The organism is Chitinimonas arctica (assembly GCF_007431345.1).
Taxonomy (GTDB): domain Bacteria; phylum Pseudomonadota; class Gammaproteobacteria; order Burkholderiales; family Chitinimonadaceae; genus Chitinimonas; species Chitinimonas arctica.
In genome coordinates, this window is sequence record NZ_CP041730.1 from 2796804 (window position 1) to 2821584 (window position 24781).

At 62.1% G+C, this 24781-nt stretch carries 26 protein-coding genes; 14 read left to right on the forward strand and 12 right to left on the reverse strand.

Annotated features, from left to right (window positions below):
- Positions 1-19: 19 nt before the first annotated feature.
- Entirely contained in the window at positions 20-859 is an 840-nt protein-coding gene (locus tag FNU76_RS12630; protein ID WP_144278533.1) for an AraC family transcriptional regulator, read from the forward strand.
- Between the two features lie 683 nt (positions 860-1542).
- Positions 1543-2883, forward strand: a complete 1341-nt coding sequence (locus tag FNU76_RS12635; protein ID WP_144278534.1) for an SGNH/GDSL hydrolase family protein — start codon at positions 1543-1545, stop codon at positions 2881-2883.
- A gap of 57 nt (positions 2884-2940) precedes the next feature.
- Here the strand turns inward: FNU76_RS12635 and FNU76_RS12640 are convergent, their stop codons facing one another.
- From FNU76_RS12640 to FNU76_RS12655, 4 genes are all read right to left on the reverse strand, one after another.
- Entirely contained in the window at positions 2941-4065 is a 1125-nt protein-coding gene (locus FNU76_RS12640) for a methyltransferase (RefSeq protein WP_144278535.1), read from the reverse strand.
- A gap of 128 nt (positions 4066-4193) precedes the next feature.
- Positions 4194-5120 (reverse strand): hypothetical protein, encoded by a 927-nt coding sequence (locus FNU76_RS12645; RefSeq protein WP_223879002.1) that lies wholly within the window; start codon positions 5118-5120, stop codon positions 4194-4196.
- Positions 5121-5268: 148 nt separating this feature from the next.
- Entirely contained in the window at positions 5269-5469 is a 201-nt protein-coding gene (locus FNU76_RS12650) for a Lar family restriction alleviation protein (protein ID WP_144278537.1), read from the reverse strand.
- A 69-nt stretch (positions 5470-5538) separates the two neighbouring features.
- Positions 5539-6129: a nucleotidyltransferase domain-containing protein gene (locus FNU76_RS12655; RefSeq protein ID WP_144278538.1), complete on the reverse strand. Its 591-nt coding sequence runs from the start codon at positions 6127-6129 to the stop codon at positions 5539-5541.
- Between the two features lie 301 nt (positions 6130-6430).
- On the opposite strand from FNU76_RS12655, the gene FNU76_RS12660 reads away from it, so the two are divergent.
- From FNU76_RS12660 to FNU76_RS12670, 3 genes are read left to right on the forward strand one after another with little or no spacing between them, the layout of a single operon-like run.
- Complete coding sequence (locus tag FNU76_RS12660; protein ID WP_144278539.1) at positions 6431-7369, forward strand: DUF1853 family protein; 939 nt, start codon at positions 6431-6433, stop codon at positions 7367-7369.
- Positions 7370-7413: 44 nt separating this feature from the next.
- A complete protein-coding gene (locus FNU76_RS12665) occupies positions 7414-8664 on the forward strand; it encodes a TIGR03862 family flavoprotein (protein ID WP_144278540.1) in 1251 nt (416 codons plus the stop codon).
- A gap of 15 nt (positions 8665-8679) precedes the next feature.
- Complete coding sequence (locus FNU76_RS12670; protein ID WP_144278541.1) at positions 8680-9255, forward strand: flavin reductase family protein; 576 nt, start codon at positions 8680-8682, stop codon at positions 9253-9255.
- Here the strand turns inward: FNU76_RS12670 and FNU76_RS12675 are convergent.
- The 4 genes from FNU76_RS12675 to FNU76_RS12690 form a co-directional block, all read right to left on the reverse strand.
- Positions 9222-9581 (reverse strand): hypothetical protein, encoded by a 360-nt coding sequence (locus FNU76_RS12675; RefSeq protein WP_179958099.1) that lies wholly within the window; start codon positions 9579-9581, stop codon positions 9222-9224. The two genes, FNU76_RS12670 and FNU76_RS12675, sit on opposite strands and share 34 nt — an antisense overlap.
- Entirely contained in the window at positions 9578-10261 is a 684-nt protein-coding gene (locus FNU76_RS12680; protein WP_144278543.1) for a MerR family transcriptional regulator, read from the reverse strand. Before FNU76_RS12680 ends, FNU76_RS12675 begins: the two co-directional genes overlap by 4 nt.
- A 77-nt stretch (positions 10262-10338) precedes the next feature.
- Entirely contained in the window at positions 10339-11355 is a 1017-nt protein-coding gene (locus FNU76_RS12685) for a class I SAM-dependent rRNA methyltransferase (protein WP_144278544.1), read from the reverse strand.
- 136 nt (positions 11356-11491) lie between these two features.
- Positions 11492-11689, reverse strand: a complete 198-nt coding sequence (locus FNU76_RS12690) for a SlyX family protein (RefSeq protein WP_144278545.1) — start codon at positions 11687-11689, stop codon at positions 11492-11494.
- A 129-nt stretch (positions 11690-11818) separates the two neighbouring features.
- Between FNU76_RS12690 and FNU76_RS12695 the strand changes: the two genes are divergently transcribed.
- The 3 genes from FNU76_RS12695 to FNU76_RS12705 all read left to right on the forward strand — a co-directional run bounded on the left by FNU76_RS12695 (position 11819) and on the right by FNU76_RS12705 (position 15140).
- Positions 11819-12646 (forward strand): class I SAM-dependent methyltransferase, encoded by an 828-nt coding sequence (locus tag FNU76_RS12695; protein ID WP_144278546.1) that lies wholly within the window; start codon positions 11819-11821, stop codon positions 12644-12646.
- A gap of 98 nt (positions 12647-12744) precedes the next feature.
- A complete protein-coding gene (locus FNU76_RS12700; protein ID WP_144278547.1) occupies positions 12745-14805 on the forward strand; it encodes a M3 family metallopeptidase in 2061 nt (686 codons plus the stop codon).
- Positions 14802-15140, forward strand: coding sequence for a nuclear transport factor 2 family protein (locus FNU76_RS12705; RefSeq protein WP_144278548.1), 339 nt, complete (start codon positions 14802-14804; stop codon positions 15138-15140). Before FNU76_RS12700 ends, FNU76_RS12705 begins: the two co-directional genes overlap by 4 nt.
- Before the next feature lie 48 nt (positions 15141-15188).
- Here FNU76_RS12705 and FNU76_RS12710 read toward each other — a convergent pair whose 3' ends face one another.
- Together FNU76_RS12710 and FNU76_RS12715 are read right to left on the reverse strand one after the other, a co-directional pair.
- On the reverse strand, positions 15189-15737 hold the full coding sequence (locus tag FNU76_RS12710) for a YaeQ family protein (protein ID WP_144278549.1): 549 nt from the start codon (positions 15735-15737) through the stop codon (positions 15189-15191).
- A 120-nt stretch (positions 15738-15857) separates the two neighbouring features.
- Positions 15858-18059, reverse strand: a complete 2202-nt coding sequence (locus FNU76_RS12715) for a YgiQ family radical SAM protein (protein WP_144278550.1) — start codon at positions 18057-18059, stop codon at positions 15858-15860.
- 166 nt (positions 18060-18225) lie between these two features.
- Between FNU76_RS12715 and arsC the strand changes: the two genes are divergently transcribed.
- The 4 genes from arsC (at position 18226) to FNU76_RS12735 (ending at position 22300) form a co-directional block, all read left to right on the forward strand.
- Positions 18226-18585 (forward strand): arsenate reductase (glutaredoxin), encoded by a 360-nt coding sequence (gene arsC, locus FNU76_RS12720; protein WP_144278551.1) that lies wholly within the window; start codon positions 18226-18228, stop codon positions 18583-18585.
- A 24-nt stretch (positions 18586-18609) separates the two neighbouring features.
- A complete protein-coding gene (locus FNU76_RS12725; protein ID WP_144278552.1) occupies positions 18610-19839 on the forward strand; it encodes a winged helix-turn-helix domain-containing protein in 1230 nt (409 codons plus the stop codon).
- Between the two features lie 21 nt (positions 19840-19860).
- Positions 19861-21213 (forward strand): type III glutamate--ammonia ligase, encoded by a 1353-nt coding sequence (gene glnT / locus FNU76_RS12730; RefSeq protein WP_144278553.1) that lies wholly within the window; start codon positions 19861-19863, stop codon positions 21211-21213.
- Positions 21214-21322: 109 nt separating this feature from the next.
- The gene (locus FNU76_RS12735; protein WP_179958100.1) at positions 21323-22300 is read left to right on the forward strand and encodes a lipin/Ned1/Smp2 family protein; all 978 of its coding nucleotides are present in this window, start codon (positions 21323-21325) and stop codon (positions 22298-22300) included.
- Here FNU76_RS12735 and FNU76_RS12740 read toward each other — a convergent pair.
- Together FNU76_RS12740 and FNU76_RS12745 are read right to left on the reverse strand one after the other, a co-directional pair.
- Positions 22297-22785: a MarR family winged helix-turn-helix transcriptional regulator gene (locus FNU76_RS12740; RefSeq protein ID WP_144278554.1), complete on the reverse strand. Its 489-nt coding sequence runs from the start codon at positions 22783-22785 to the stop codon at positions 22297-22299. The two genes, FNU76_RS12735 and FNU76_RS12740, sit on opposite strands and share 4 nt — an antisense overlap.
- 123 nt (positions 22786-22908) lie before the next feature.
- Positions 22909-23340: an organic hydroperoxide resistance protein gene (locus tag FNU76_RS12745; protein WP_144278555.1), complete on the reverse strand. Its 432-nt coding sequence runs from the start codon at positions 23338-23340 to the stop codon at positions 22909-22911.
- A gap of 198 nt (positions 23341-23538) precedes the next feature.
- Here FNU76_RS12745 and FNU76_RS12750 point away from each other — a divergent pair, with 198 nt between their 5' ends.
- Both FNU76_RS12750 and FNU76_RS12755 read left to right on the forward strand, forming a co-directional pair.
- A complete protein-coding gene (locus FNU76_RS12750) occupies positions 23539-23952 on the forward strand; it encodes a YMGG-like glycine zipper-containing protein (protein ID WP_144278556.1) in 414 nt (137 codons plus the stop codon).
- 80 nt (positions 23953-24032) lie between these two features.
- On the forward strand, positions 24033-24773 hold the full coding sequence (locus FNU76_RS12755; protein WP_308418548.1) for a pseudouridine synthase: 741 nt from the start codon (positions 24033-24035) through the stop codon (positions 24771-24773).
- Positions 24774-24781 lie beyond the last annotated feature (8 nt).

The window sequence follows — 24781 nt, forward strand, 5'->3', positions numbered from 1 at the left end:
CAGGCCATGGAGGATGGAAATGAAGCACAGCACCTTGAATCGGTACGCGGAACAGATCGGTAAGGTGCTCGATTACCTCGGTCGGCACCGGGATATGGAACCCGATCTCTACCAGCTGGCGGATATCGCCAATCTTTCGCCCTATCATTTCCACCGCGTCTACCGCGGCTTGATGGGCGAGACGGTGGCCGAGACCTTGCGTACCTTTCGACTGCATTTGGCGGCCGACAATCTGCGCCGAACCGGTAAAACCCTGCCGCAAGTCGCCACGCAGGCCGGCTACGGCTCGGTGCCGGCTTTCAGCCGGGCCTTCCAGCTGCGCTACGGGCTGCCGCCCGGCCAGTATCGTCTCCATCGCTCCGCCCCTCCACTCACCCAGCAGGAGATTGCGATGTACCCCATCACCCTTGAAAACATTGCCGCCATTCCTACCGTGGCGCTTGCTCACCGCGGGCCTTACCTGGAAATCGGCCTGGCCTTCGACAAACTGATGCTGCAGGCGCAAGCCCAGGGCTGGTTCTCGCCGGAAGCGCGTTTTATCGGGATCTACCATGACGATCCCGAGCAGGTGGCCGCGCCGGAGTTGCGCTCGCAAGCCGCGCTGTCGGTCGGGACCGAGCAGAACGTCAAGGCGCCCTTCGAGAAAATCACCATCCCCGCCGGTCCTTGCGCGGTGCTGGATTACACCGGCCCCTACGCCGAGATGCATACCGCCTACCAGTGGCTGTTTGCCGTCTGGCTACCGCAAAGTGGCCGGCAGCCGGCTGATTTCCCGGTGTTCGAAGAGTATCTGAACGATCCCAAGACTACGCCGCCGACCGAGTTGAAGACCCTGATCTACCTACCCTTGGCGGCATAGGGGTAGGTTGGGGGCGGGCCGGAGCTGCTTCCGGCCCGCTTCGTATAATGACTCGCACTGATTTTCCGTACTTCTTCTCAGCTAGTGCGCAGCTTGGCCCTTCTGCGGCCAACCCCTATTGACGCGATTTTCCTCGATATTTTCGAAGCGGATCACACCTTGCCGACGTTGCATCGCAGCAGCGCAAACGGTCGTGATCCGCGCTCGCTTTGGTCTGCGCTTTACCTTATCCCATCTTGCTTCGCCGAATGAACGCCACGGCTGCCATGGCCGGAAATGGCTATGCCATTGTGCATTGCAGCAGCTATTTTCGGCATGCGTGCGGCATATATACCGATATATCCCTTTAGCTTCAGCCGGTTGCGGATATGCCACAGGAGCAGAGTAATAACTCTAAAAATTTCCAACTTGTTCTATGCTGACGGCTCGCTCAAGCGCTCGCTCGACCTTTTGGGTTGGCAGCAGTCTTAAGCGAAGGAGATGGAAGCACCCAAAAGAAGTGCCCATGCGCCAATGCCCAACCTACTGCTTTCCATAATTCATCCAGATTTTTTGTGTTTGGAACGAACGCCGGAACGGTATTCGGGCGGGCTCATCTGATCCGCCGTCACCGCCGATTGCGCTGCGTGTACCAATCGGTTGGTCGACAAAACCGCCAATGCCCAAGAAGGAAGAAAAAACGCATGTCCCAATACCTTTTGATAGGCGCAACCGCCCTATGCGCTTCACTGGCCTACGCTGCAGATGTCGGAGATAAGCCAGATCCCAAGCTGGGCCATTATCTTTCGCCATATGGCCCGGCTTCGGCGACCGAGGTCCGCAAGATGGCGGCCAGGAAGCCGCTGAATCGCCCGCAGGCCATGGCACTTGGCAGCAGCAATACCTACACCTATTTGCGTTGCTACTACGGCACCGGTACGCCGACCAAGCCCACCGGCAACTATGTGTGGGGGCTGGAGCCCACCTCGGGCGACTACTACCGGATCAATGGTTCGTGGTGGTCGGGCGGCGTGTTCGACTGGAAGAATATGTTTTACAGCGATGTCAGCCAGGACGCGCTCAAGGCAGCCTGCCAGGACACCTTGGCCAAGAAGGGCATCAACAAGCCGGTGGTGATGTACGCGGCTGCCGACAATGCGCTGTCGTTCAACTACACAGTCTGGAGCAACGACGGCGCCATGCAGGGCAACCGTATCAATCGCATCGTGGCCTTCGGCGATAGCCTGTCCGATACCCACAATATGTACAACGCCTCGCAATGGCTGCTGCCCAACCGCAATAGCTGGATGCTGGGTCGTTTCAGCAACGGCTACAACTGGGTCGAATACCTGTCGGACAAGCTGCATCTGCCGCTCTACAACTGGGCAGTGGGCGGCGCCGGGGTCAATACCGAGAAGTTCGTCATCTCCGGGGTAACCGACCAGGTCCAGTCGTGGAAGCAATATATGCAGCGCGCGGCCAATTATCGGCCGGAAAACACCTTGTTCACGGTGATGGTAGGCGGCAACGATTTCGTCAATTACAACCGCTCGGTTGACCAGGTGATCGCTGGGGAAAAGGTCGCCCTGCAAAATATGCTCAATGCCGGCGCCCGCAATATCCTGTTGCTGAAGTTGCCCGACGTGTCGCGCGCCCCGGTATTCAAGTACCGCACCGAGGCGGACCGCAACGCCACGCACGGACGGGTGCTCGACTTCAATAACCGCTTGGCCGAACTGGCCTCCAGCCTGGAAGCGCAATATGGCGGCAGTGCGAAGATTCGCGTGTTCGATACCTACGGGCTGTTCAATAGCGTGATCAGCAATCCTTCGCAGTATGGCGTCACCAATACCGCGGATTCCTGTCTCAATATCGGGTCGGATTCCAGTCTCGCCTACCTGAGCGCGCAAACACCGCGTTCCGGCTGCACGAACCCGGATACCTATCTATTCTGGGACGCCCTGCATCCGACTACCCACACCCACAAGGTGTTGGCCGAAAAGGTGGGTGCATTCGTCAATAGCAATTTCACCTTGATCCCGTAAGTTAGCCCGCCCCGCCATCCCGGTAAGTGCCGGGATGGCAGGTGCGCTTGCCGGAAACTAGTCAGCTGCCGTCAGCCGCCAGAGCGAAGTGATTTCGGCGGCCCTGGCGAGATGGAGCGGGTCCTTCTCGTCGCTGGCGCGCGGGTGGCGTGGGCGTATATCGAGGCGGTCCTTCACCCGCAGCCCAGCCGCTTCGATCGCGGACAGCAGTTCGGCACGCGTGCGCAGACCCAGATGTTCGGCCAGGTCGGACAGGATCAGCCAGCCTTCCCCGCCGGGCGTAAGGTGAGCTGCCAGGCCATTCAGGAAGCCGAGCAGCATGCGGCTGTCGGGGTCGTACACGGCATATTCGATCGGTGAACTGGGCCGGGCCGGCACCCAGGGCGGATTGCATACCACCAAGGGTGCGCGTCCCGCCGGAAAAAGATCGGCATTCAACAGGTCCACCCGAGAGATCAAACCCAATCGTGTCAGATTGTCTCGTGCGCATGCCAGGGCACGCTCATCCTGGTCGGTCGCGACGATGCGTTTGACGCCGCGCTTTGCCAAGACCCCAGCCAGTACCCCGCTGCCGGTGCCGATATCGAAAGCCAACTCCAGCGAGGGGAGGGGGGCTTGCGCCACCAGGCCGATGTACTCGCCTCGATTCGGCGAGAACACACCGTGGTGAGGATGGATGCGACCGCCCAGTTCCGGAATATCCACACCCTTCTTGCGCCATTCATGCGCGCCGATCAGGCCCTGCAGTTCGCGCAGCGAGACGACCGAGTCCGCTTCGGCCGGTCCGTAGGCCTCCAGGCAAGCCTGTTTCGCATCCGGCGCACGGCGCAGCGGGATGCTGTAGTCGGCGGCCAGCGGCACCAGCAGCATGGCCAAGGTGCGGGCGCGATGCGCCTGTGCTTGCCGGTGCAGATGGAATGCCTCGGCCGGCAGGTCGGACGTTTTGCGCGGTTTGCGGTCGATACGCCGGGCCATCGCTTGCAGCAACTGGCGGGCATTGTGGAAATCGCCTTGCCACAGCAAGGCAGTCCCTTCGCAGGCTAGCCGGAATGCCTGGTCGGCCGTCAGGCGATCATCGGCCAGCCAAACCTTGCCGGGCGGCGCCATGCCATTCTCGGCGCGCCAACGGGCGCTATGGGCTTCGTCGGCCTGGGTCCAGAACAAAAGAGGGTGGTCGCTCATGCCTGCTTTCGGCAAGAAGGAAGGGCGAGGGGAAGGGCCATGGCAAGCGTGCATCCTGAACGTATAAGCCGCGATTATATCCGCGGCATACCGATCTCCGGCGCAAACCTACGGGCTAATGCGGTCTTTCAGGGCGGGGCGCCGCGGCCCGCACCAAAGAATTCCCGCAGCAAAAACGCTTCCAATCCTTCGTTGTCTTCCAGGCGTGCGGATAGGACCACGGTCCGGCCCAGCCTTTGCGATTCCCAATTGAAATCGCCCTTATAGTATTTGCGGATCAGCGCGATCATTCTTTGCACGATAGCGCGTTCCACATCGCCACCCGGGCCGGCATCCACGTCGATCAATTCGCGCTGGGTATTGCTGTAGTTGCCGCTCCAGCCACGGAAGGAGAACTGGGCGGTTCGATATCCCTTGCTCAAGATCTGGAATACGCCATTCGTGCCCGGTGGCTGTAGATTGCGACGTATATTGGCCATGCGGATCTCGTCCGCGCTGGGCCGGGCTTCGTCGGCCGGGTCGGCGCCAATGCGCTCCGTGGCGCGACGACGCTCCCGATTGGCGTTGACCTGGGCCATCATATCGCCGCTTGCCGTTTCGACCGGTGGCTTGGCTTGTTCCGGCTGCAATAGCGCGCTGATGTCCTCGATGGGGACGATGGTGTCAGTTGGTTTGAGCGGTTTGGTGATGGCGGGACGAGGCGTAGGTGTTCGTGCGGCCTGCTTGCTCACCGGAGTTGTTGGCGCCGGTGTCTCTGCTGGTTCCGCCGCTTTTTCCCCTTCCTGGGGCAGTGGATTCAATTGCAGGTAGATGGGATGCGGTTCGGTCTGGGCGGCTTGTTCGCCGGTCGGCATCTTGTGTTTGACCAGCAACAGAAACAACAAGCTGTGCAGCAAGAGCGTTACGCCCAATGCCCAAGCGGTTCGGCGTTGGATGGACAGTGTCGGCCCGCTGTCCCGCCACTGCGGTGCTCGCCAGGCGGGTAGGCGTGACGCGGCCTTGGCGCCAGCCAGGACCTGCATATTTGCCATGACCGCAGCTGTTTCCCGTTTCACTGACTTTTCCGTATGGGTTGAATGGGCGAACGAGCGATACGCGATTTCGCCCGGCCTGGTTGACCGGTAACGGACCGCTGAAGTGGGAAGAGGTTTCATGCGGTAACAGATTGTTACCCGGTGTATTTCCGGCCTGCGCGTCTTTTCGTCAGCGGGCGCAACTGGCATTCCATAAATCGATGGCACCCTTGCGACTATCGGCCTGGCGGCTGATCTCCGTGCAATTGCCGTTCTCGCCCATGTGCGAGCATTCCACCCAAAAGCGATTCGAGCCGGCCTTCATCAATTTGCCGGGCGCGCCACAGCGTTTGCAGGGCTTGGGTCGAAGAGCGGGTGGCGCTGAGTTCATCTGCGGTGTTTCCGGGCAAAAAAGTAAGACCCGCAATATTACGCCACTGGAGCCCGGCGTGAAGACGTTTCAGGCATGGCTATGTTCCAGCAGCAAACGCTCCACCTGTGCCAGACGGGCTCGATCCAATGGCTCATCGGCTCCGCGCGCGCCTTGGCGTTCATCGTTTTCGGAACGTACGCTGAGGCGTATCAGGCTGCCTTCCTCGTAGAAGGCCAGGGTAGGGTTGTCTATCGACGCCGATTCAACCCGGTAGTCGATGCCCAGATTCAGGCAGCGGATTTCCAGGGCCTTGGCATCGTCGGTATACACCACCAGGTTGATATCCGAATGCGGACCGGCCAGTCCGCTCAATACCGAACCGATCAGGTAGGGCTTGAATTCGATAAACAGACGCATGACCACCGTGGCTTTACGCCGCAACTCGGACAACACGTCCGCATGCTGGGGGTTGAAAAGCTGGCGATACTCGCGCAAGGCACTCTCGATCTCATCGTTGCCCGGCAGGTTCTTGCCTTCCGGCAAGCCCAAGCGCTTGGCGGCCTTGCGTTTGGCGGTGGCGAAGTCGTCGATATGCTCTTCCGCCATCAGCCGAGCGGCCAGATGAATGATCTGTTCCCGTGCGCCACGCGGGGAGCGGTCCCTATCCTTGTTATGCATACATCTCTCCTTGGATGGCACTTGCCCGACCAAGCTTGCTTCTACTCCAGGGAAGCATTGAATAGCGGATTGTGGTTGGCTGGCAAATACTGGGGGGTGAACTTGGCTCTGCCCCTCATCAGCCTATCGTATAGGTAGTTGCAATTTCATAACAAGCGCCAGTTCATTTGCACGGGAATCGAACCGATTTGGAAGCGCTGGTGTATTTGTCGTACACCAGCCGCCCTAAACAAAATAATAGGTCTTGCGCTGCCTTCTCGCCGAATACCCGATCCGGGCAGCGACCGTTACACTGGCTGATATGACTGCCCCGCCCGATACCCAGGCCGATCTGCATTGGCTACTGACCTCGCCCTCGCTACTGGCGCCGGCGGCGCTACCGCCCGGTGTGCTGGATGGTGACGCCGCCGTCGGGCAGGACTGGTGGCGGCAACTGTCCGCGGATTTGCCGGCGGCCTTGGCATCGAATCACCCGTTTCGGCTGGGGCGGCATGCCGAAGCGCTGATGCGGACCGCGTTCGAAAGGCTGCCCGGACATCGCCTGATCGCCAGCCAGTTGCCGGTGCGGGATCACGGCATCAGCCTGGGCGAGTATGATTTTCTGCTGGCGCAAGCCGCAGGCATGCCGGCGTTGCATATCGAGCTGGCGGTGAAGTTCTATATCGCACTACCCGTGGGCGAGCGGATGGTTTACGTGGGGCCGGGGCTGCGCGATGGGCTGGATTTGAAGTTGGCGCGCTTGTTCGATCACCAGCTGAAACTATCCAATTCTCCCGCCGGCCGGGCTGCCTTGCCGGTGGGGCTGGTCGTGCAGCCCATGAGCTGGTTGCGCGGCCGTATGCTTTATCGCGATGACTTGCATCCGCCTTGGGAGGGGCTGGCGCCTGACCATCTGCGCGGCTGGTGGCGCTGCTTCGGCGAGGCGGTGCCGCAGACCAGGGCGGATAGCCGCTGGCGCAGTCTACCGAAGCCGCATTGGCTGGCCGCCGCACAGGGCGGTGAGCACGCGCTGCCGCTGGCGGCATGGTTGGATCAGGCCGCCCGCCATTTCGCGGAAAGCAATTGGCCGCTGATGGTGGCTGAATACGCGCCACCCGAGGCGGGCGGACAGGAATTGGCGCGCGGCATGCTTTTGCATGCCGACTGGCCGGACCAAGCCATGCTGAAGACGCTGATGGCCCGCATCGATGCCTTGGCGCTCGATCGTTTGGCGGAGCCTCAGACAATGTTAGGCCCTTAGTTGCATCTAGCCTAAAATCGCGCCCTTCGCAAAACAGGCATCCCATGAATACTGGTACGCAACCACCTGCTTTCGTCGCCATTATCGGCGCCGGTCCCGCCGGTTTGATGGCGGCGGAAGTGCTCGCCCAGGCTGGCGCAAGGGTCGCGGTATATGACGCCATGCCCTCGGTCGGGCGCAAGTTTCTATTGGCCGGTGTGGGCGGAATGAACATCACCCATTCCGAAGCGCTGGAACCCTTTTTGAGCCGCTACGGCGAACGGCGGGATGCCATCGCCCCCTTGCTGGCGGCATTTTCCCCCACCGAATTGCGCGAGTGGATCCACGGCCTGGGCATCGCCACCTTTGTAGGGAGTTCCGGCCGGGTCTTTCCCACCGATATGAAGGCGGCCCCCTTATTGCGCGCCTGGCTACAGCGCTTGCGCGGGGCGGGTGTGCAATTGCATGTACGCCACCGCTGGCTGGGCTGGGATGCGGATGGTGCCTTGCGTTTTGCCAGCGAAGCGGGGGAGCAGGCGGTGAAAGCCGACGCCGTGGTATTGGCGCTGGGCGGCGCCAGCTGGCCCCGGCTAGGGTCGGACGGCAGCTGGCTGCCCCTGCTGGCGGAGCGGGGTGTATCCATTGCACCCTTGCAGGCGGCCAATTGCGGCTTTGAAGTGAATTGGAGCGCGCATCTCTGCGAGAAATTCGCCGGCTCGCCATTGAAGAACGTGGTGCTGTCCTTTACTGATGCGGCGGGCGAATTGCATCGCAAACAAGGCGAGTTCGTGGTGAGCGAGGCCGGGGTGGAGGGCAGCCTGATCTATGCTTTTTCCGCCCGCTTGCGCCAAGCCATCGCTCAGGCAGGATCGGCCACCATCCACGTCGATCTGACACCGGGCAAGGACACGGCCCGCCTGATCGGGGAACTGGACCATCCGCGCGGCTCGCGCTCGATGTCCAGCCATCTGCAGAGCCGGGTGGGCCTGGGCGGCGTCAAGGCCGCGTTGTTGTGGGAATGCGTAAGCAAGGACGATTTCGCCGACCCGGCCAGACTGGCGGCGGCCATCAAGGCCCTGCCCATTCAACTGCAGGCGGCGCGTCCGGTGGCCGAAGCGATCAGTACCGCCGGCGGGGTACGTTTCGAAGCGTTGACCGACGGGTTGATGCTGTCCGCCCTGCCCGGCGTATTCTGCGCCGGAGAAATGCTGGACTGGGAAGCGCCCACGGGCGGCTATCTGCTGACCGCCTGTTTCGCCAGCGGGCGCAAGGCCGGCCAGGGTGTGCTGGCCTGGTTGGGCAACGACAATACTTAAGCTGAACGAGCATACATGCGCCAAGCAGTCGATCTGAAGAAAGCCTATCGCCTTCTGAACCACGGTCCCACCGTGTTGGTTTCCAGTGCTCATGGCGAGCGCCGCAATGTGATGGCGGCTGCCTGGTCCATGCCCCTGGATTTTGACCCGCCCAAGATCACGGTGGTCATCGATAAGCACACCTTGACCCGCGAATTGGTGGATGCGTCGGGCGAGTTCGCGCTGAATATTCCGGGGCGCGGGCTGGCGGCTGCCACGGTGGAGGTAGGCAGCCGTTCCGGCCGAGACGGCGACAAGTTCGCCCAGCTGGGCCTGGCAACCTTCGCGGCGGAGCGGATTGCCGCGCCGCTGTTGGAAGGCTGCCTGGCTTGGCTGGAATGCAAAGTCATCGTCGAGCCGGACAACCAGCAGCGCTACGATCTATTTATCGCCGAGGTGGTGGCCGCCTGGGCCGACCCGCTCGACTTCGACGCAGGCCATTGGCAGCAGCACCCCGGCCGCGAACGCTCGATCCATTACATCGCCGGCGGCGCGTTTTTCGAAACGGGCGATGCGTTTCAGGTTGGCGACGAGATTCCCGCGCGGACATAGTCCAGCATGGCTTGGTCGATTCCGGTGCCGTGCAGCAGTTCAGGCGCTTCCTGCATGGCTAGTCGTAGCTTTTGCCTTGTCGCGGCATCGTCGCCGGCAAAAGGCCGGCTGAGCTGGTTCCAGCGATCGGCCAATTCGCGGGCCGAAGGACTGTCCGCCGCTGCCCCGCTGGCCATCAGACCGCGAACCTGGCTGATCAGCGGCGGCCATTCGACGGCGTTCTGGCCGTAATGCTGGCGCATCCTGGCCATCTCGGTTTCGTCCAGATAGCGGGCATAGATGGATAGGCGGAATTGACTGGCCGCCCGGCCGATATAGGCCATCATGTCCGGATCGATGCCGGTCTGCTGGTGTACCGAAGGCTCCTGCCGATACATGGCATCGAGTTTGGGGCCAAGGCGGGATTGCCGCCTATGAATTGCTGCAGCATTTCCATCCAGCGTTTGGCCAGCACCTGTACCGCCGGGTCGTCCGGCGTTACGCCGACGTTCATCAGCTGCCTTGCCCGCGCCACCAGCGCCGGCCACTCCTGCTCGGCCTGGCGGGCGTCCTCGTCATAGCGATCGCGAAGTTCGCGCTGCTCTTGCGGGGTGAAGTATTTGTCGTGCATGGTCATCTGCTCCAAGGTCGTTAACCACTCGGAGAGATCGGGTCCGCTTTGACCGGTTGCAGCCTGGTGCTGCAATGCATCCCGCAGGCGTGCCAGCCGTTCGCGCAGGATGGCGTTTTCCGCCATCTGCCGGTCCAAGGCCTGCATTTGCCGCTCGATCAGCAGCGGTAAGGCGGCGCCCTCGCTCTCGATGAAGTTTCCGATTTCGGCCAGGCTCAAACCCAGCTGGCGCAAAGCCTGGATCTGATGCAGGCGCGCCACGTCAGCATGGCTGTAGAGCCGGTAGCCGGCATCGGAACGGACAGAGGGAGTGAGCAGGCCGACCGCGTCGTAGTGATGCAGAGCGCGTACCGTGATACCGGTACGCCGCGCCAGTTCGCCTATTTTCAGTCGCATCCGCTTTCCTCCTTCCTGACCACACCTTGAGCCCTTACCTTACGTCAGGGTCAAGCGCGAGGGAAGAAAGGGGCCCATTACACCCGCAGCAATACCATCTTCAAGGGATGCTTACCGTCATGGCTGGGGAAGTCGGCGTCCGGGACGATCCATTCCACCGACTGGACCGGGCGGCCCGCCTTGGCGGCACTTCGTTGCAACTGGTCCAGCCAGGCTTCGCCATCCACTTCCGCCACATTGTTGCAGCAGATCAGGGCGCCACCCGGCGCGGTGGCCAGCAGCGCCGGCTTGAACAGGGCGGAATAGTCGTTGACCAGGTCCACCACGCCGAACAGGCTCTTGGCATAGCGGGGCGGGTCGAGGAAGACCAGGTCGAACTGCTGCGCTTCCAGCTTGGGGAAGGGAGGCATACGTTTGCCACGGACCATCTGCGCCTGGCCGATGCCGGACAACTGTCGCACGGCCGGGAAGACGTCGCTATGGACAAAGCGCGGACGGGTGGCGAGCGTGTTGAGGCGGGCGCTTTCCTTGCCCACCGCCAGCGCCGTTTCGGCGAAGTCCACATTGATGACGTGACGGGCGCCGGCCTTGGCGGCCGCAATGCCGACACCGCAGGTATAGGCGAACAGATTGAGCACCGACTTGCCGGCGGCTTCCTGCATCACCCGGCGGCGACCGGCCCGCAGATCGAGAAACAGCCAAGGGTCCTGGCCGGCGTGGCGGGCCTGGATGCGATAGTTCACCCCCAGTTCCTGCATTTCGCGCGGCAGCATGGCGGCTTCCAGCTTGGCCTCGTCCAGCGGATTGCAGATGCGCGAATTGCCGGCGCTGCGATCGTTGTAGACCACGGTCAGGCCGGGCTGCACGCCGGCGTAAAAGGATTCGATGGCATCGAGTTCGGCCGGCGACAGCGCGGTATGAAAGCTTTGCACCAGCAGCAGGTCGCCGTAGCGATCGATGGTCAGGCCCGAGGCGCCTTCGACGCTACCATGGAACAGGCGATAGGCATTGGTTTGTTCGGCCTGCAGTTGCGCCAGCAAAGCGCTACGCGCCTCGAAGGCCTGTTGCAGCAAAGGAATAAGGGTAGCGGACATCAAGGCTCCAGAAAGCGGGGAATAGCGATCACCCCTTCGGGGCCACTAGGTTTATAGGTGAAGGCGACATTTTACCCTAGAGGACGATACAGCGCGTTCTAGTCGCCTTCGGCCTGACGACCCGTGAGGACGCTGCTCAATAATGCGGAGGAATCTCCTGCTCCGCCCCTTGTTTACCGCCATCCTGCGACCGGTTCTGCTCTTGCAGGCGGCGCACCTCCTGCACCAGCCACGCCATTTGCTGCTGCTGAAGCGCAACTACCCGATTCAGCTCGTCGAGCAGGTCGTCCTGCAGCGCGAACTTGATTTCCAGTTCGGTGATACGGTCTTCCATCTCATTTCTCCTAAGAAGGCGCTGCCATGGTACGTATGTTCAGAAAATCTCGAAGTTTAGGGGGCGGAGCTTAACCATTTCCCTCCAGCCGCGTAGCATTCCAGGTCTTATTGCTGCAAAGATCCCGCCATGACCGAGAAGTACGACATCCGCCCCGGCCAGTCCGTCGAGCTGCTGAAAGCGTTGCATATCCTGACCCGCGACGGCCAGCTCAACCAGGACAGCCGCCGCAAGCTCAAGCAGGTCTACCATCTGTTCAATTTTATCGAGCCTTTGCTGGAGACCGCCTTGGGCCAGCATGCCGATATCCGATTGGTCGATCACGGCGCGGGCAAGTCCTACCTGGGCTTTATCCTCTATGATTTGTTTTTCAAGAATCGGGCACCGGCCGGCCATATCTACGGCATCGAGACCCGAGACGAGCTGGTCCGTCGTTCGCGTGACCTGGCCGAACAGGCAGGGTTCCCCGGCATGTCGTTTCTTAATTTGTCCGTTGCGGATTCGATAACTTCGGACGAATTGCCAGAGCGGATCGATATCGTAACTGCGCTGCACGCCTGCAATACCGCCACCGACGATGCCATCCGTTTCGCCCTGGGCCGGCAGGCGCGCGCCATCGTGCTGGTGCCCTGTTGCCAGGCGGAGGTGGCTGCCGTATTGCGCAAGAACAAGGGGCGCATGCTGAGCAATCCCTTGACCGAGATCTGGCGCCACCCCATCCATACCCGCGAATTCGGCAGTCAGCTGACCAATGTGCTGCGCTGCCTGCAACTGGAGGCGCATGGCTACCAGCTGACCGTGACGGAGCTGGTGGGGTGGGAGCACTCGATGAAGAACGAGTTGATCATCGCCCAGTACAAGGACCTGCCGCGCCGCAAGCCGGCCGAGCGTTTGCGGTCCTTGCTGGCGGAGCTGGGCTTGGAAGAGATGGAGGAGCGTTTTTTTTGCGCGGCGTGAGTCTTTTGCCCCGAGCTTGAACAACTTGTCGCATCCGCTCGGCAGGGCAGGGGCCGGCGCATTAGAATGACGACCTCTCGTCCCGAACGGAAATCGTCATGCCCGCCTTCCCAGCTTCCCTTTCCGGCAATCCGCTGTTGCAAGACTGGCAGACGCCCTACGGCCTGCCTCCGTTCGCGCAAGTGCGCGCCGAGCATTTCGAGCCCGCTTTCGAGATCGCCCTGGCGGCCCACCTGGCCGAAATCGATACCATCGCCGACCAGGCCGAACCCCCTTCGTTCGACAACACGCTGGTGGCCTTCGATAAGTCAGGCAGGCTGCGCAAGCGGATCGACCTGTTGTTCGACAATCTCTGCTTGAGCGAGACCTCGCCGGCCTTGCAAGCCGTCGAACTACTCATGGCGCCCCGTCTTGCTGCCCATGGCAATGCCATTCGTATGCATGCCGGCATGTTCGGACGAATCGATGCGCTATATCGCGATCGGGCTGGTCTGGGTTTAGAGAAAGATCAGTTGCGCCTATTGGAGCGAGTGCACCTGGACTTCGTCCGGGCCGGCGCCAAATTGCCGGCCGAAGCGAAGGCGCGCTATGGCGAATTGATGGAACAGCTGGCCGGTCTCTCCACCAGCTTCCACCAGAATGTATTGGCCGACGAGGCGGCCTTCGTGCTGCCCTTGCACGGCGAAGCCGACCTGGCCGGCTTGCCCGATTTCGTGCTGGCGGCGGCGCAAGGCGCGGCCGCCGAGCGTGGCTTGCCGGCCGGCAGCCATGTCATCACCCTGTCGCCTTCCCTGGCCGAACCTTTCCTGACGTTCTCCAGCCGGCGCGATCTGCGCGAGCTGGTCTGGCGGGCGCGGCAAGCGCGCGGCGCGCAAGCCGGCGAGCACGACAATCGCCCGCTGGTGGCGCGTATCGTTGCGCTACGGCAGGAGCAGGCGCAGCTGCATGGCTATGCCAGCTATGCCGACTATGAACTGGTGGACCGCATGGCCGGGACGCCGGCGGCGGTGCAAGCCTTGCTGAGCCAGGCCTGGGAGCCGGCCAAGGCGCGTGCCGAGGTGGATCGTACCGCGCTGACCGAAATGGCCCGGTCGCTGGGACAGCCAACCCCTATCGCAGCTTGGGACTGGCGCTACCTGGCCGAGCAGGTGCGTATTCAACGCTATGACCTGGACGATGCCGAGCTCAAGCCCTACTTCGCGCTGGAGAATATGATCGCCGCAATGTTCGATTGTGCCCAGCGGCTCTTCGGTGTCCACTTCGTTGAACAGCAAGGCATCGCCCTTCACCATCCGGACGCCCGGCTATGGGAAGTGCGCGACCGCGACGAACAGTTGGTCGGCCTGTTTATCGGCGATAACTTCGCCCGCGCCAGCAAACGCAGCGGCGCATGGATGCATGTATTCCGTAGCCAGTCCGGCATCGATGGCGGCACCTTGCCCATCGTGATCAACAACAATAATTTCGCCAAGGCCGATACCCCGCTATTGAGCTTTGACGATGTGCGCACCTTGTTCCACGAATTCGGCCATGGCCTGCATGGCTTGCTGTCGCAAGTCCGCTACGAGCACCTGGCCGGTACCGAAGTGCTGCGCGACTATGTCGAACTGCCTTCGCAGATTTTCGAAAACTGGGCGGAAGAAGAGCAGGTATTGCAGCGCCATGCCCGCCACTTCCGCGCCGGCGAGCCGATATCGACAGCCACCTTGGCCAAGTTGAAGCAGGCCAGCCAATTCAACCAGGCCTGGGCGACTGTCCAGTACACCGGTCCGGCCTTGATCGATATGGCTTTGCATTCCTTGCCCAACGGTACGCCGGTCGATATCGCCGCCTTCGAGGCGGAGCAGTGCGAAAAACTGGGCGTGCCGGCCGATATCGGCCAGCGCCACTATCTTTCCCACTTCGGCCATCTGTTCGCCAGCGCACATTATGCCGCCGGTTATTACGTCTATATGTGGGCCGAGGTGCTGGATGCGGATGGCTACGACGCCTTTATCGAAGCCGGCGACCCTTTCGACCCGGCCACGGCCCAGCGCCTGCTGCGCCATGTCTACAGCGCCGGCAACACCGAGGACCCGGCAGCGGCCTACCGTGCATTCCGCGGCCGCGATCCCAAGGTGGAGCCGATGCTGGCCAAACGTGGATTGATTAGCCGATGACCCCCGAGCAATATGCCCAGGCGCAGCTGGAACGCTATAACGCGCACGATTTGACGGGTTTTCTCGCGCTGTATGGCGAGGATATCGAGGTCTATGACTTCCCGAGCGAGCTGCGTATGCGCGGCAAGGCTGCAATCCGCGAACGCTACGAACGCATCCTGTTCCCCGGTTCGACCGTGCATGCACGGGTGGACCAGCGCATCGTGGTGGGCAATCGGGTTATCGACCACGAGATCGTCACGGGCCATCCGCTGGTAGGCGATTGCGCGCTGGTGGTGATCTATGAGGTCGGTGCGACGGGTATCGAAAAGATGTGGACCATGCGCGAAGGATAGGGCACCGTGCCTCGGTGATCCGTTCACCGGGGCACGGCCGTTCCGATTCTATTCTCCGACCACTTTCAGCTTTTCGCCTTCAACCAATACGGTATCCGTGCCGTTCGACAGCCATAGCTGTCCGTCCTGCACGGTGGCCTGCAGCTGCATGCCTCGACTATTGAGGGCTGCCAGCTTGGCCAGCGTGTCGGCATCGATGCCGATCACATTGAGGTTATCCAGGCGGCCCAGCTTGGATTCGATCCCTTTCCACCAGACATTGCCGGCGCGGCCGTTGTAGGTATAGACCCAGACCTGGTCGGCCCGGCCGCAGGCCTGGCGCATACGCCGCTCATCGGGCTCGCCCAGATCTATCCATAGCTCGATTTCGTCGGAATAATTCTTTTGCCACAAGGCCGGCTCGTCGTCCCCGGCGATATCGCGGGTAAAGGCCAGCCGCTCGCTGGCGTGCAGCACGAAGACGGCCAGGCGCAGCATCAGCCGCTCTATCGTTTCCGAGGGATGCTGGGCCAGGGTGAGGCTATGGTTTGCGTAGTAGCCGCGGTCCATGTCGCTGATCGACAGGTCGGCCTTATGAATGGTGGCTTTGAGTGCCATGGTGTGGATATGCCTGAAAAAGTCAGGCGCGAGTTTAGCCGCTGCCTGAGGTGGCGGGTGGTGAAACCCAGGGATTTTTTGCCGGACAAGCTACTCGAAGGCTTGCCCGGACGAGGCCCATCAACGCCCGCGTGCTTTGCCACGCAGTATCGGTTGCTTGGCCGGCTTCGGCGGACGCGGTGCCGCTGTGCCGGGGCCGCCACCGCCACGGGCATTGCCGCGCGGCGCCTGCTGGGCCCGCTCGGCTGCGGTGGGATGGGGCACCAGGCAGTGGGCTGCGCCGCCGATCAGGTCGGGGCGCCCCATCTGGACCAGGGCCTCGCGCAGGATCGGCCAGTGCTTGGGGTCGTGATAGCGCAGGAAGGCTTTGTGCAGCTTGCGCCGGTAGGCATCGCGCACATTGTCGACGATCTCCGAGTTGCGTCCTACCTTACGCAGCGGGTTGCGGCGGGTGTGCCACATGGTGGTGGCCATCGCCATGGGCGTCGGGGTAAAGGCCTGCACCTGGTCGGGGCGGAAGTTGTTTTTCTTCAGCCAGATCGCCAGGTTCAGCATGTCCTCGTCGGCGGTGCCGGGGTGGGCCGCGATGAAATAGGGGATCAGATACTGTTGCTTGCCGGCCTGTTTGCTAAAGCGGTCGAATAGTTCGCGGAAGCGTTCGAAAGCATCCACGCCCGGCTTCATCATCTTGCTGAGCACGTTTTCCTCGGTGTGCTCGGGCGCGATCTTCAGGTAGCCGCTGACATGGTGGGTGACCAGTTCCTTGATGTATTCCGGCGAACGCACCGCAATATCGTAGCGCAGGCCGGAGCCGATCGAGATCTTCTTGACCCCGGGAATGGCGCGGGCCTTGCGGTAGAGCTGAACCAGCGGCGTATGGTCGGTATTGAGGTTTTCGCAGATGCCCGGGTAGACGCAGCTCAGCCGGCGGCACGACGATTCGATCTTGGGATCCTTGCAGGCCAGCCGGTACATATTGGCGGTCGGGCCGCCCAGGTCGGTGATATGGCCCTTGAAACCCTTGGTCTTGTCGCGGATCTCTTCGATCTCGTTAAGGATGGAGGCTTCCGAACGGCTCTGGATGATGCGGCCTTCGTGCTCGGTGATGGAGCAGAAGGTACAGCCGCCGAAGCAGCCGCGCATGATATTGATGGAAAAGCGGATCATCTCCCAGGCCGGAATATGCACACTGCCATAGCTGGGATGGGGGTTGCGGGCATAGCGCAAGCCATAGATATGGTCCATTTCCGCCGTGCTCAGCGGAATGGGCGGCGGATTGATCCAGACTTCGCGTTCGCCGTGGCGCTGCACCAGGGCGCGCGCATTGCCGGGATTGGACTCCAGGTGCAGGACGCGGCTGGCGTGGGCATACAGGACCGGATCATTGGCGACCTGCTCATAGGCAGGCAGGCGCACCACCGTCTTCATGCGCGCCTCCAGCCGGGCAGCCAGGCGCTCGGCCTTGCTGACCAGGCGGATGGGCTTGGGCGCATCGGCCGGCGCAGTTGCGCAAGCCGATCCACTGGACGCGGCGCCGCTCTTCTCCGCTTCCATGGCGTAGGGGTCGCCATGTGGCTCGACCCGGCCGGGTGTATCGACGCTGGACGAATCCTCCAGCTGCCAGCCCGGGTCGGGTAGCCAGCCGGCCGGCGCCAGAAAGGCGGTGCCGCGGATATCATGCATGTCGCGCAGCCGCTCGCCCATCGAGGCGCGCTGGGCCACTTCCACCAAGGCCCGCTCGGCATTGCCGAACAGCAGGATATCGGCCTTGGCGTAGACCAGGGCCGATTGCCTGACCTTGTCGCTCCAGTAGTCGTACTGGGCGATCCGGCGCAGGCTGGCTTCGATGCCGCCTATCATGATCTGCACGCCGGGATAGGCTTCGCGGCAACGCTGCGAGTAGATGGTGACGGCCCGGTCCGGTCGCTTGCCGGCCAGGCCGCCTGCGGTGTAGGCATCATCCGAACGCGGCTTCTTGTCTGCCGTGTAATGGTTGATCATGGAATCCATATTGCCGGCGGTCACCCCGAAGAACAGGCGGGGGCGGCCCAGGGCGGCGAAGTCCACGGCCGAATCGGGCCGAGGCTGGGCGATGATGCCGACCCGAAAACCCTGTGCTTCCAACAGTCGCCCGACCAGGGCCATGCCGAAACTGGGATGGTCCAGGTAGGCGTCGCCCGTCACCAGGATGATGTCGCACTCGTCCCACTCCAGCTCCAGCATTTCTTGCCGGTTCATCGGCAGGAAGGGGGCGATCTGGCCCCGCGTGCCCCAATGAGGCTTGTACTGGTTCAGCGGCGTGAGGGTAGCGAGTGCGGACATGGCGAAATCGAGGTGTGGCGCAATCGACCATTGTCGCAGATTTGCCCCTTGCTGGATGAAATATCTTTGTTTTCATCGACATAGCCACCATTTCCGATTTCGGATGGCTGTCGAGTCCGCTTCCCTATGCTAATGTTGCGCGCCGCCATTTAGAAGTCGACGCCACATGACCATGCTTTACCACAACCCGCGCTGCAGTAAATCGCGCGAGACCCTTGCCCTGCTGGAACAACGGGGCGTGCAAGCCACCGTTGTCCATTACCTCGAAACGCCGCCCGATGCTTCGACCCTGCGACGCCTGCTGGAGCTGCTGGGTTTCGACGATCCACGCCAATTGATGCGCCGCCAGGAAGCCGAATATGCCGCACTGGGCCTGGACGATCCCGGCTTGACGCATTCCCGGTTGGTGGCGGCCATGGTGGCCCATCCCCACTTGATCGAGCGCCCCATCGTGGTGCGGGGCGAGCGAGCCGTGCTGGGGCGCCCGCCGGAAAACATCCATGCCTTATTCCCTACGCCAAGCTGAAATGCCTATCGAGAACACCTCGCCATGACCAATCCCGCCCTTTCGCTGGCCGCGGCCCGCTCCCTCCACTTGGCCGCGCAGGGCTTGCTGGCGCCCTCCCGCCGCAAGGCCGGCAAGGCCGATGTGCTGGCGTGCATACGCCGCATGGCTTTGTTGCAGATCGATACCATCCACGTGGTGGCGCGCAGCCCCTACCTGGTGCTGTGGAGCCGCTTGGGCCAATACGATCCGGCTTGGCTGGAAGCGCTGTTGGCCGAAGGCAAGCTGTTCGAATATTGGGCGCACGAGGCCTGCTTCGTGCCGACCGAGGACTACGGCTTGTTACGCCATCGCATGCTGGATTTGACCGGCATGGGCTGGAAGTTTTCGCTGCAATGGTTGCAAAAGCATGGCGCCGAGATCGAAGCGCTGGTGCAGCGGATTCGCGAGCAGGGACCGGTCCGCTCGGCCGATTTCGAGCGCGCGGGCGGTGGCAAGGGTAGCGGCTGGTGGGATTGGAAGCCGGAAAAGCGCCACCTCGAAGTGCTGTTTACCAGTGGTCGCCTGATGGTGGCCGAGCGACGCAATTTTCAGCGTGTCTATGATCTGGCGGAACGGGTACTCGCGCGGGGTTTCGCCGATGGCTGGCGCGATGAGCGTGATCTGCCCACGCCAGAAGCCGCTCGGCTGGAAATGATACGGCGCAGTTGCCAGGCGCTGGGCGTGGTCAAGGCGGGTTGGATCGCCGATTACTACCGCCTCAAGGGCGGCAAGTACGAGCAGCCGCTGCATGCCCTGGCGGATAGCGGCGAACTGATCCCGGTCCGGCTGGAATCGGCAAGCCATGATGCCTTTGTCCACCGCGATCTGGCGCCACTGCTGGATAAGGCCGTTGCCGGCGAGCTGCAATCGACCGTGACCACGCTGCTGTCGCCTTTCGATCCGGTGGTATGGGACCGCAAGCGGGCCGCCGAGCTGTTCGATTTCGACTACCGCATCGAATGCTATACCCCGGCCGAAAAGCGAAAGTATGGTTACTTTGTATTACCCATACTTTCTCGCGGTAAATTGGTTGGCCGCGTCGATGCCAAGGCCCATCGCAAGCTGGGGGTGTTCGAGTTGAAGGCGCTCTACCTGGAACCGGGCATACGTGCCAGCCAGCGCCTGATAGGCGATATCGGCGCCGCCGTGCAGCGCTGTGCCGACTGGCATGGCACCCCGCATATCGAAGTGCGCAACGCCCCTTTTGTCCTGCCGACGCGGGATGCCCCTTGATAAGATTTCAGCGAGCTTTGCATGGCAAATGACAATATCGACCTGGCCCAGGCCGGCCAGTGGTTGGCCGAGCATAAGGTGAACTATCTGCTGGCCCAGTTCGTGGATATCCACGGTGCGGCCAAGACCAAGATCGTACCGGCCCGCCACCTGGAGTTGATTACCACCACGGGCGCGGGATTTTCCGGCTATGCCATCTGGGGTACCGGTATCGCCCGTAATGGCGGCGACTATTATGCCCGCGCCGACCTGAGCACCCTGGCGCCGGTTCCCTGGCTGCCCGGCTATGCCAGGGTGGTGGGCGATGGCCATGTGCACGGCCGGCCGCATCCGCTTTGTTCGCGGGTTTTGCTGAAAACCCAATTGCAGCGTTTGGCCGAACGGGGCTGGCGCTTGAATACCGGGCTTGAGCCGGAATTCACCCTGCTCAAGCGCGACGGCAGCGGCGACTACCGGCCGGCGGACGAGTTGGATGTGCTGGACAAGGCCAGTTACGACTACAAGGGTATGTCGCGACCGGCCAACCGGCAGTTCCTGGAGCAGGTCACGGAAGCCATGGCGGCGGTGGGCGCCGATGTCTACCAGATCGACCATGAGGATGCGACCGGCCAGTATGAAATCAACTATGTCTACGCCGATGCGCTGACCAGCGCCGACCGTTATATCTATTTCAAGATGGCGGCCAGCCATGCCGCCGAGCAATTGGGCATGCTGTGCAGCTTTATGCCCAAGCCTTTTGCCGACCGCGCCGGCAGCGGCCTGCATTTCCACCTGTCGCTGGCCGATGCCGAGGGCCGCAATCTATTCGAGGATGCGGCGGATCCGAACGGCTATGCGCTGAGCGAAATGGGCTACCACTTCCTGGCCGGCATCCTGCACCACGCACCCGCCTTGACCGCCATCTGCGCGCCGACGGTCAATAGCTACAAACGGCTGGTGGTGGGGAATTCACTATCCGGTGCGACCTGGGCGCCGGCCTATATCGCTTATGGCGATAACCGCACGGTGCTGGCCCGTTGTCCCGGCGGCCGTATCGAATGGCGATTGGCCGATGCCGGCGCCAATCCCTATCTGGTATCGGCCGCCCTGGTCGCGGCGGGCCTGGATGGCATCGAGCGCAAGTTGCATCCCGGCAACAAGGTCGATGACGACCTCTATGAGTATCAGCCGGCCCAGCTGACCGCCGCCGGCATCGAGCATGTGCCGCAGCATCTGGGCGAGGCGGTCGATGCGCTGCTGGCCGACCCGGTCCTGGGCGAAGCGCTGGGGAAAGACTTCGTGGCCGAGTTCGCCCGGCTCAAACGTTTGGAATGGGTCGAGTATCTACGCCATGTCTCGGATTGGGAACGCAAGCGCTATGCTGATTTCTTCTGAGGAGGCGCGAACCGGTCTATCGCTTGGATTCATCTAGCCGTCATCGCGGCTCCGCAGAATTGGCACGCCCTGGCAGGCGAGAACCATTCAAAAAAAAGGAGCAGCATCGATGAAGTACCAGGTTTCCATGGCGATGGCCTTTACGCTGGCCGGCAGTCTTGCCGTCCAGGCCGCCTGTCCCGATTACCAGACGCCGCAGCAGGCACCGGCCGCACCGCAACCGGCCAAGAAGTCCTTCCGCCATTTCGGCAGCAAGCTCCTGTCCGGGCTGTATGCGCCCTGGCATATGGTGCACGACAGTATGGTGGCGGCCGGCCAGTCCGCCACCCTGGTCGGCAAGTTCGACTACGACGCGCTTCTGCACAAGGACCTGGAAGACGAACGTGTCCACGTCTATCTATTCGGCAGCAATATGCGCGAGTGGGAATACCTGGGCAGCCAATTGACCGATTCGGACGGCAAGATCTCCCTACCGTTGGGGCCGCGTCCGATCGGTGAATACCGGGTCCGCATGGTGGTGGAGGGCGACGGATCGGCGGTCGAAGGCTTTCTCAGCGTGGTCGAGCGTGGCCGCGACACTATCCTGTTCGATATAGACGGGACGCTGACCATCAATGACTTCGAAGCCTATGCCGATTACGCCGGTCTCAAGACCGCCGCGGCTTTCTACTATGCGCCGCAGATGGTGCAAGCCTATCAACAGAAGGGTTACCAGATCATCTATCTGACCGCCCGGCCATACTGGGTCACGCGCGATGCACGCGAGTGGTTCGGCAAGCAGCACCTGCTGGCCTGGCACTATCGCAGCAATCCCTATGCGGACGGCCCTATCCCTCCCAATACCGAACAGCACAAGACCGACTACGTGCGGTACCTGCGCGATACGGTGGGATTGAACATCGTCAGGGCCTACGGCAACGCCCTTACCGATATCGCCGCCTATGGCAACGGCGGCATCGCCAAGGCGGATACCTGGATCATCGGCCAGCATGCCGGCAAGAGCGGCACCCAGGCGATAGGCAGCGATTACGCCTGGCATTTCAGCAGTGTGGTGGCATCTACGCCACCGGCCGCCTGCCAGCGCTAGTCCAGGGAACGAGGACGGTCCGGCGCAGCGGGCCGTTCTTTTTCGCCGGTACTGCCCAACAATTTGTCTAGCAACTGCCGCAACTGCTCGATCTCCGGCAAGGAAAGCCCCAAGGCTGCGACCAAGGCCGGCGGGATGGCGGTGGCGCGTTCGCGCAATTGTTGGCCTGCCTCGCTGAGGCAAACCCGCAGTTCGCGTTCGTTCTCGGCGCGGCGTTCGCGCCGCAACAGCCCATTCTGTTCCAGCCGCTTCAGTAGTGGCGTCAGCGTGCCGGAATCCAGCCGCAGGCGCTCGCCTATATTCTTGACGGTCACCGCGTCATGTTCCCATAGCACCAGCATCACCAGGTATTGCGGATAAGTCAGGCCCAATTCGGCCAGCAAGGGCTGGTAGCAGCGGGTGACATTGCGCGAGGCGGCGTAGAGACGGAAGCAGAGCTGCGCATCGAGCTTCAGCCAGTCCATTTCCTGCGGGTCATTGTTCATGGGTGAGACGTTCATAAAAAGCCGGCGGGTTGCTTGCGATGCTTATTCTACGCGGCATGCCCTGGCATGCGATTGAAAATACCGTCCCGCCGGCATGCCGGGCGGAACGGTATTTCCGGACGATCAGGCTTCTGCGACCGATACTTTTACGTCCACATTGCCGCGGGTGGCATGCGAGTACGGGCAGATATCGCGGTGGGCGACTTCGGCCAATTGCTCGGCGACGGCACGGTCGATGCCAGGCAGGGACAGGACCAGTTCGGCGGTAATGCCGAAACCGCCTGCCGCACGGGGACCCACGCCGACCTTGGCGGTGACCGAGGCATGCTCGATCTTGACACCTTGTTGACGGGCCACGAAACGCACGGCGCCTTCGAAACAGGCGGCATAGCCAGCGGCAAACAGCTGTTCCGGATTGGTGGCCGCGCCGCCGGGGCCGCCCATTTCACGGGGCAGGGCCAGCTTGGCTTGCAGTACGCCATCGGAGGATTCGATCTGGCCTTCACGTCCGCCGGTGGCGGTGGCTTGAGCGGTGTAGAGAACTTGTACGGACATGGTTGCTTCCTTTAGCGGGGGAGAGAGAGTGAGTCGGGTGAAACGAAATATAGCCAACAAACAGATTGTGTGCAAACTATTTGTTAAAAATTGTTCGCCGCCAGGCAGAGAAGGGTCAGGATTCAGTCCGGATTCAGCCAGGTTTTTGCACACTGCTTTCCACGGCAGCAAACGCTGCGCCCGAACGGAGTCAGAATCATGCGTAAGTCCATTTCCCTTTTCCTGCTGGCGGCCGCCTTGGGCAGTAGCGCGGCCTTGGCCGATTCTTCCCGCATCATCGTGGGTGGCGCACTGGGTGGCGCGGCCGGTTCCGCCATCGGCTACCATATCGATGGCCGCGATGGCGCGATCGTGGGCGCTGCCTTGGGCGGGGCGCTGGGCGCCGCGGCAAGCAGCCGTCATGAATACCGCCGCGATGTGGTGGTCGAAAGCCGGCCGGTCTATTACCGTGAGCGATATCGTGAGCCGGTCTACTATCAACCGGTGCAGGAGCGTTATGTCTATGTGCAGCCCCGCTCGGTCGACCGGGTGATCTATGTCGAGCCGCGCCATCACGGCTGGCAGCATCGCCACCACCGGCATCATGGCCACCATGGCCATCGCGGCCGCTGAAACGAATTCCCGCGCGACTTGCTTTATCATGCGAAACGGCCCCATCCGGGGCCGTTTCCTTTGATATCGCATGAGCCGCTATGCCACCTTCGATCAAAACCCTGCCATTGGAACGTCTGCTGCAATCGCAAGGATTCGGCAGCCGCAAGGAGGCGCGCGGGCTGATCGAGGCGGGCAGGGTGCGGGTGGATGGTTTGCCCTGTCGCCGGCCCGAGCAAGCTTTCGATGCCGCTGGCTTGGTGCTGGAAGTGGATGGCACAGCCTGGCCGTGGCGGGAGCAGCTCTATCTGGCGCTGCACAAGCCGGCCGGTTTTGAATGTTCGCGCACCCCACAGCACCACGCCTCGGTGTTCAGCCTGCTGCCGGCACACTTCGTGGCCCGTGGCGTACAAGCGGTAGGGCGGCTGGATGCGGATACCACCGGTCTGTTGCTATTGACCGACGACGGCGCCTTCAACCATGGGCTGGCCTCGCCCAAGCGGCATATACCGAAAACCTACCGGGTGACGGCCAAGCATGCGCTGACGGATGAGTTACTGGCCAGATTGCTGGCCGGCGTGCAACTGCATGACGAACCGGCGCCGTTGGCCGCCCTCGCTTGCCGCCGCTTGGACGAAACCGTGTTGGAGATCACCATCGACCAGGGTAAGTACCATCAAGTGAAACGCATGGTGGCGGCGGCCGGCAACCGGGTCGAGGCTTTGCATCGGACCGGCATGGGGGAAGTGCAGCTGGGAGCAGGCTGCCTGGCCGGCTTGGCCGAGGGGCAGTGGTGCGAGTTGGATCAGACGGCCTTGGCGCTGTTGCGGCCGGTGCGCTGATCCGCCAC

Bases quoted from the DNA above. Each gene is read 5' to 3' on its own strand.
- FNU76_RS12630 (WP_144278533.1), top strand. From the start codon at position 20: ATGAAGCACAGCACCTTGAATCGGTACGCGGAACAGATCGGTAAGGTG.
- FNU76_RS12665 (WP_144278540.1), top strand. From the start codon at position 7,414: ATGAATACTGGTACGCAACCACCTGCTTTCGTCGCCATTATCGGCGCC.
- FNU76_RS12725 (WP_144278552.1), top strand. From the start codon at position 18,610: ATGACCAATCCCGCCCTTTCGCTGGCCGCGGCCCGCTCCCTCCACTTG.
- FNU76_RS12715 (WP_144278550.1), bottom strand. From the start codon at position 18,059: ATGTCCGCACTCGCTACCCTCACGCCGCTGAACCAGTACAAGCCTCAT.
- FNU76_RS12740 (WP_144278554.1), bottom strand. From the start codon at position 22,785: ATGAACAATGACCCGCAGGAAATGGACTGGCTGAAGCTCGATGCGCAG.
- FNU76_RS12650 (WP_144278537.1), bottom strand. From the start codon at position 5,469: ATGAACTCAGCGCCACCCGCTCTTCGACCCAAGCCCTGCAAACGCTGT.
- FNU76_RS12745 (WP_144278555.1), bottom strand. From the start codon at position 23,340: ATGTCCGTACAAGTTCTCTACACCGCTCAAGCCACCGCCACCGGCGGA.
- arsC (WP_144278551.1), top strand. From the start codon at position 18,226: ATGACCATGCTTTACCACAACCCGCGCTGCAGTAAATCGCGCGAGACC.
- FNU76_RS12660 (WP_144278539.1), top strand. From the start codon at position 6,431: ATGACTGCCCCGCCCGATACCCAGGCCGATCTGCATTGGCTACTGACC.
- FNU76_RS12685 (WP_144278544.1), bottom strand. From the start codon at position 11,355: ATGTCCGCTACCCTTATTCCTTTGCTGCAACAGGCCTTCGAGGCGCGT.
- FNU76_RS12695 (WP_144278546.1), top strand. From the start codon at position 11,819: ATGACCGAGAAGTACGACATCCGCCCCGGCCAGTCCGTCGAGCTGCTG.
- FNU76_RS12755 (WP_308418548.1), top strand. From the start codon at position 24,033: ATGCCACCTTCGATCAAAACCCTGCCATTGGAACGTCTGCTGCAATCG.
- FNU76_RS12690 (WP_144278545.1), bottom strand. From the start codon at position 11,689: ATGGAAGACCGTATCACCGAACTGGAAATCAAGTTCGCGCTGCAGGAC.
- FNU76_RS12700 (WP_144278547.1), top strand. From the start codon at position 12,745: ATGCCCGCCTTCCCAGCTTCCCTTTCCGGCAATCCGCTGTTGCAAGAC.
- glnT (WP_144278553.1), top strand. From the start codon at position 19,861: ATGGCAAATGACAATATCGACCTGGCCCAGGCCGGCCAGTGGTTGGCC.
- FNU76_RS12680 (WP_144278543.1), bottom strand. From the start codon at position 10,261: ATGCGACTGAAAATAGGCGAACTGGCGCGGCGTACCGGTATCACGGTA.
- FNU76_RS12710 (WP_144278549.1), bottom strand. From the start codon at position 15,737: ATGGCACTCAAAGCCACCATTCATAAGGCCGACCTGTCGATCAGCGAC.
- FNU76_RS12705 (WP_144278548.1), top strand. From the start codon at position 14,802: ATGACCCCCGAGCAATATGCCCAGGCGCAGCTGGAACGCTATAACGCG.
- FNU76_RS12640 (WP_144278535.1), bottom strand. From the start codon at position 4,065: ATGAGCGACCACCCTCTTTTGTTCTGGACCCAGGCCGACGAAGCCCAT.
- FNU76_RS12670 (WP_144278541.1), top strand. From the start codon at position 8,680: ATGCGCCAAGCAGTCGATCTGAAGAAAGCCTATCGCCTTCTGAACCAC.
- FNU76_RS12675 (WP_179958099.1), bottom strand. From the start codon at position 9,581: ATGATGGCCTATATCGGCCGGGCGGCCAGTCAATTCCGCCTATCCATC.
- FNU76_RS12635 (WP_144278534.1), top strand. From the start codon at position 1,543: ATGTCCCAATACCTTTTGATAGGCGCAACCGCCCTATGCGCTTCACTG.
- FNU76_RS12735 (WP_179958100.1), top strand. From the start codon at position 21,323: ATGAAGTACCAGGTTTCCATGGCGATGGCCTTTACGCTGGCCGGCAGT.
- FNU76_RS12750 (WP_144278556.1), top strand. From the start codon at position 23,539: ATGCGTAAGTCCATTTCCCTTTTCCTGCTGGCGGCCGCCTTGGGCAGT.
- FNU76_RS12655 (WP_144278538.1), bottom strand. From the start codon at position 6,129: ATGCATAACAAGGATAGGGACCGCTCCCCGCGTGGCGCACGGGAACAG.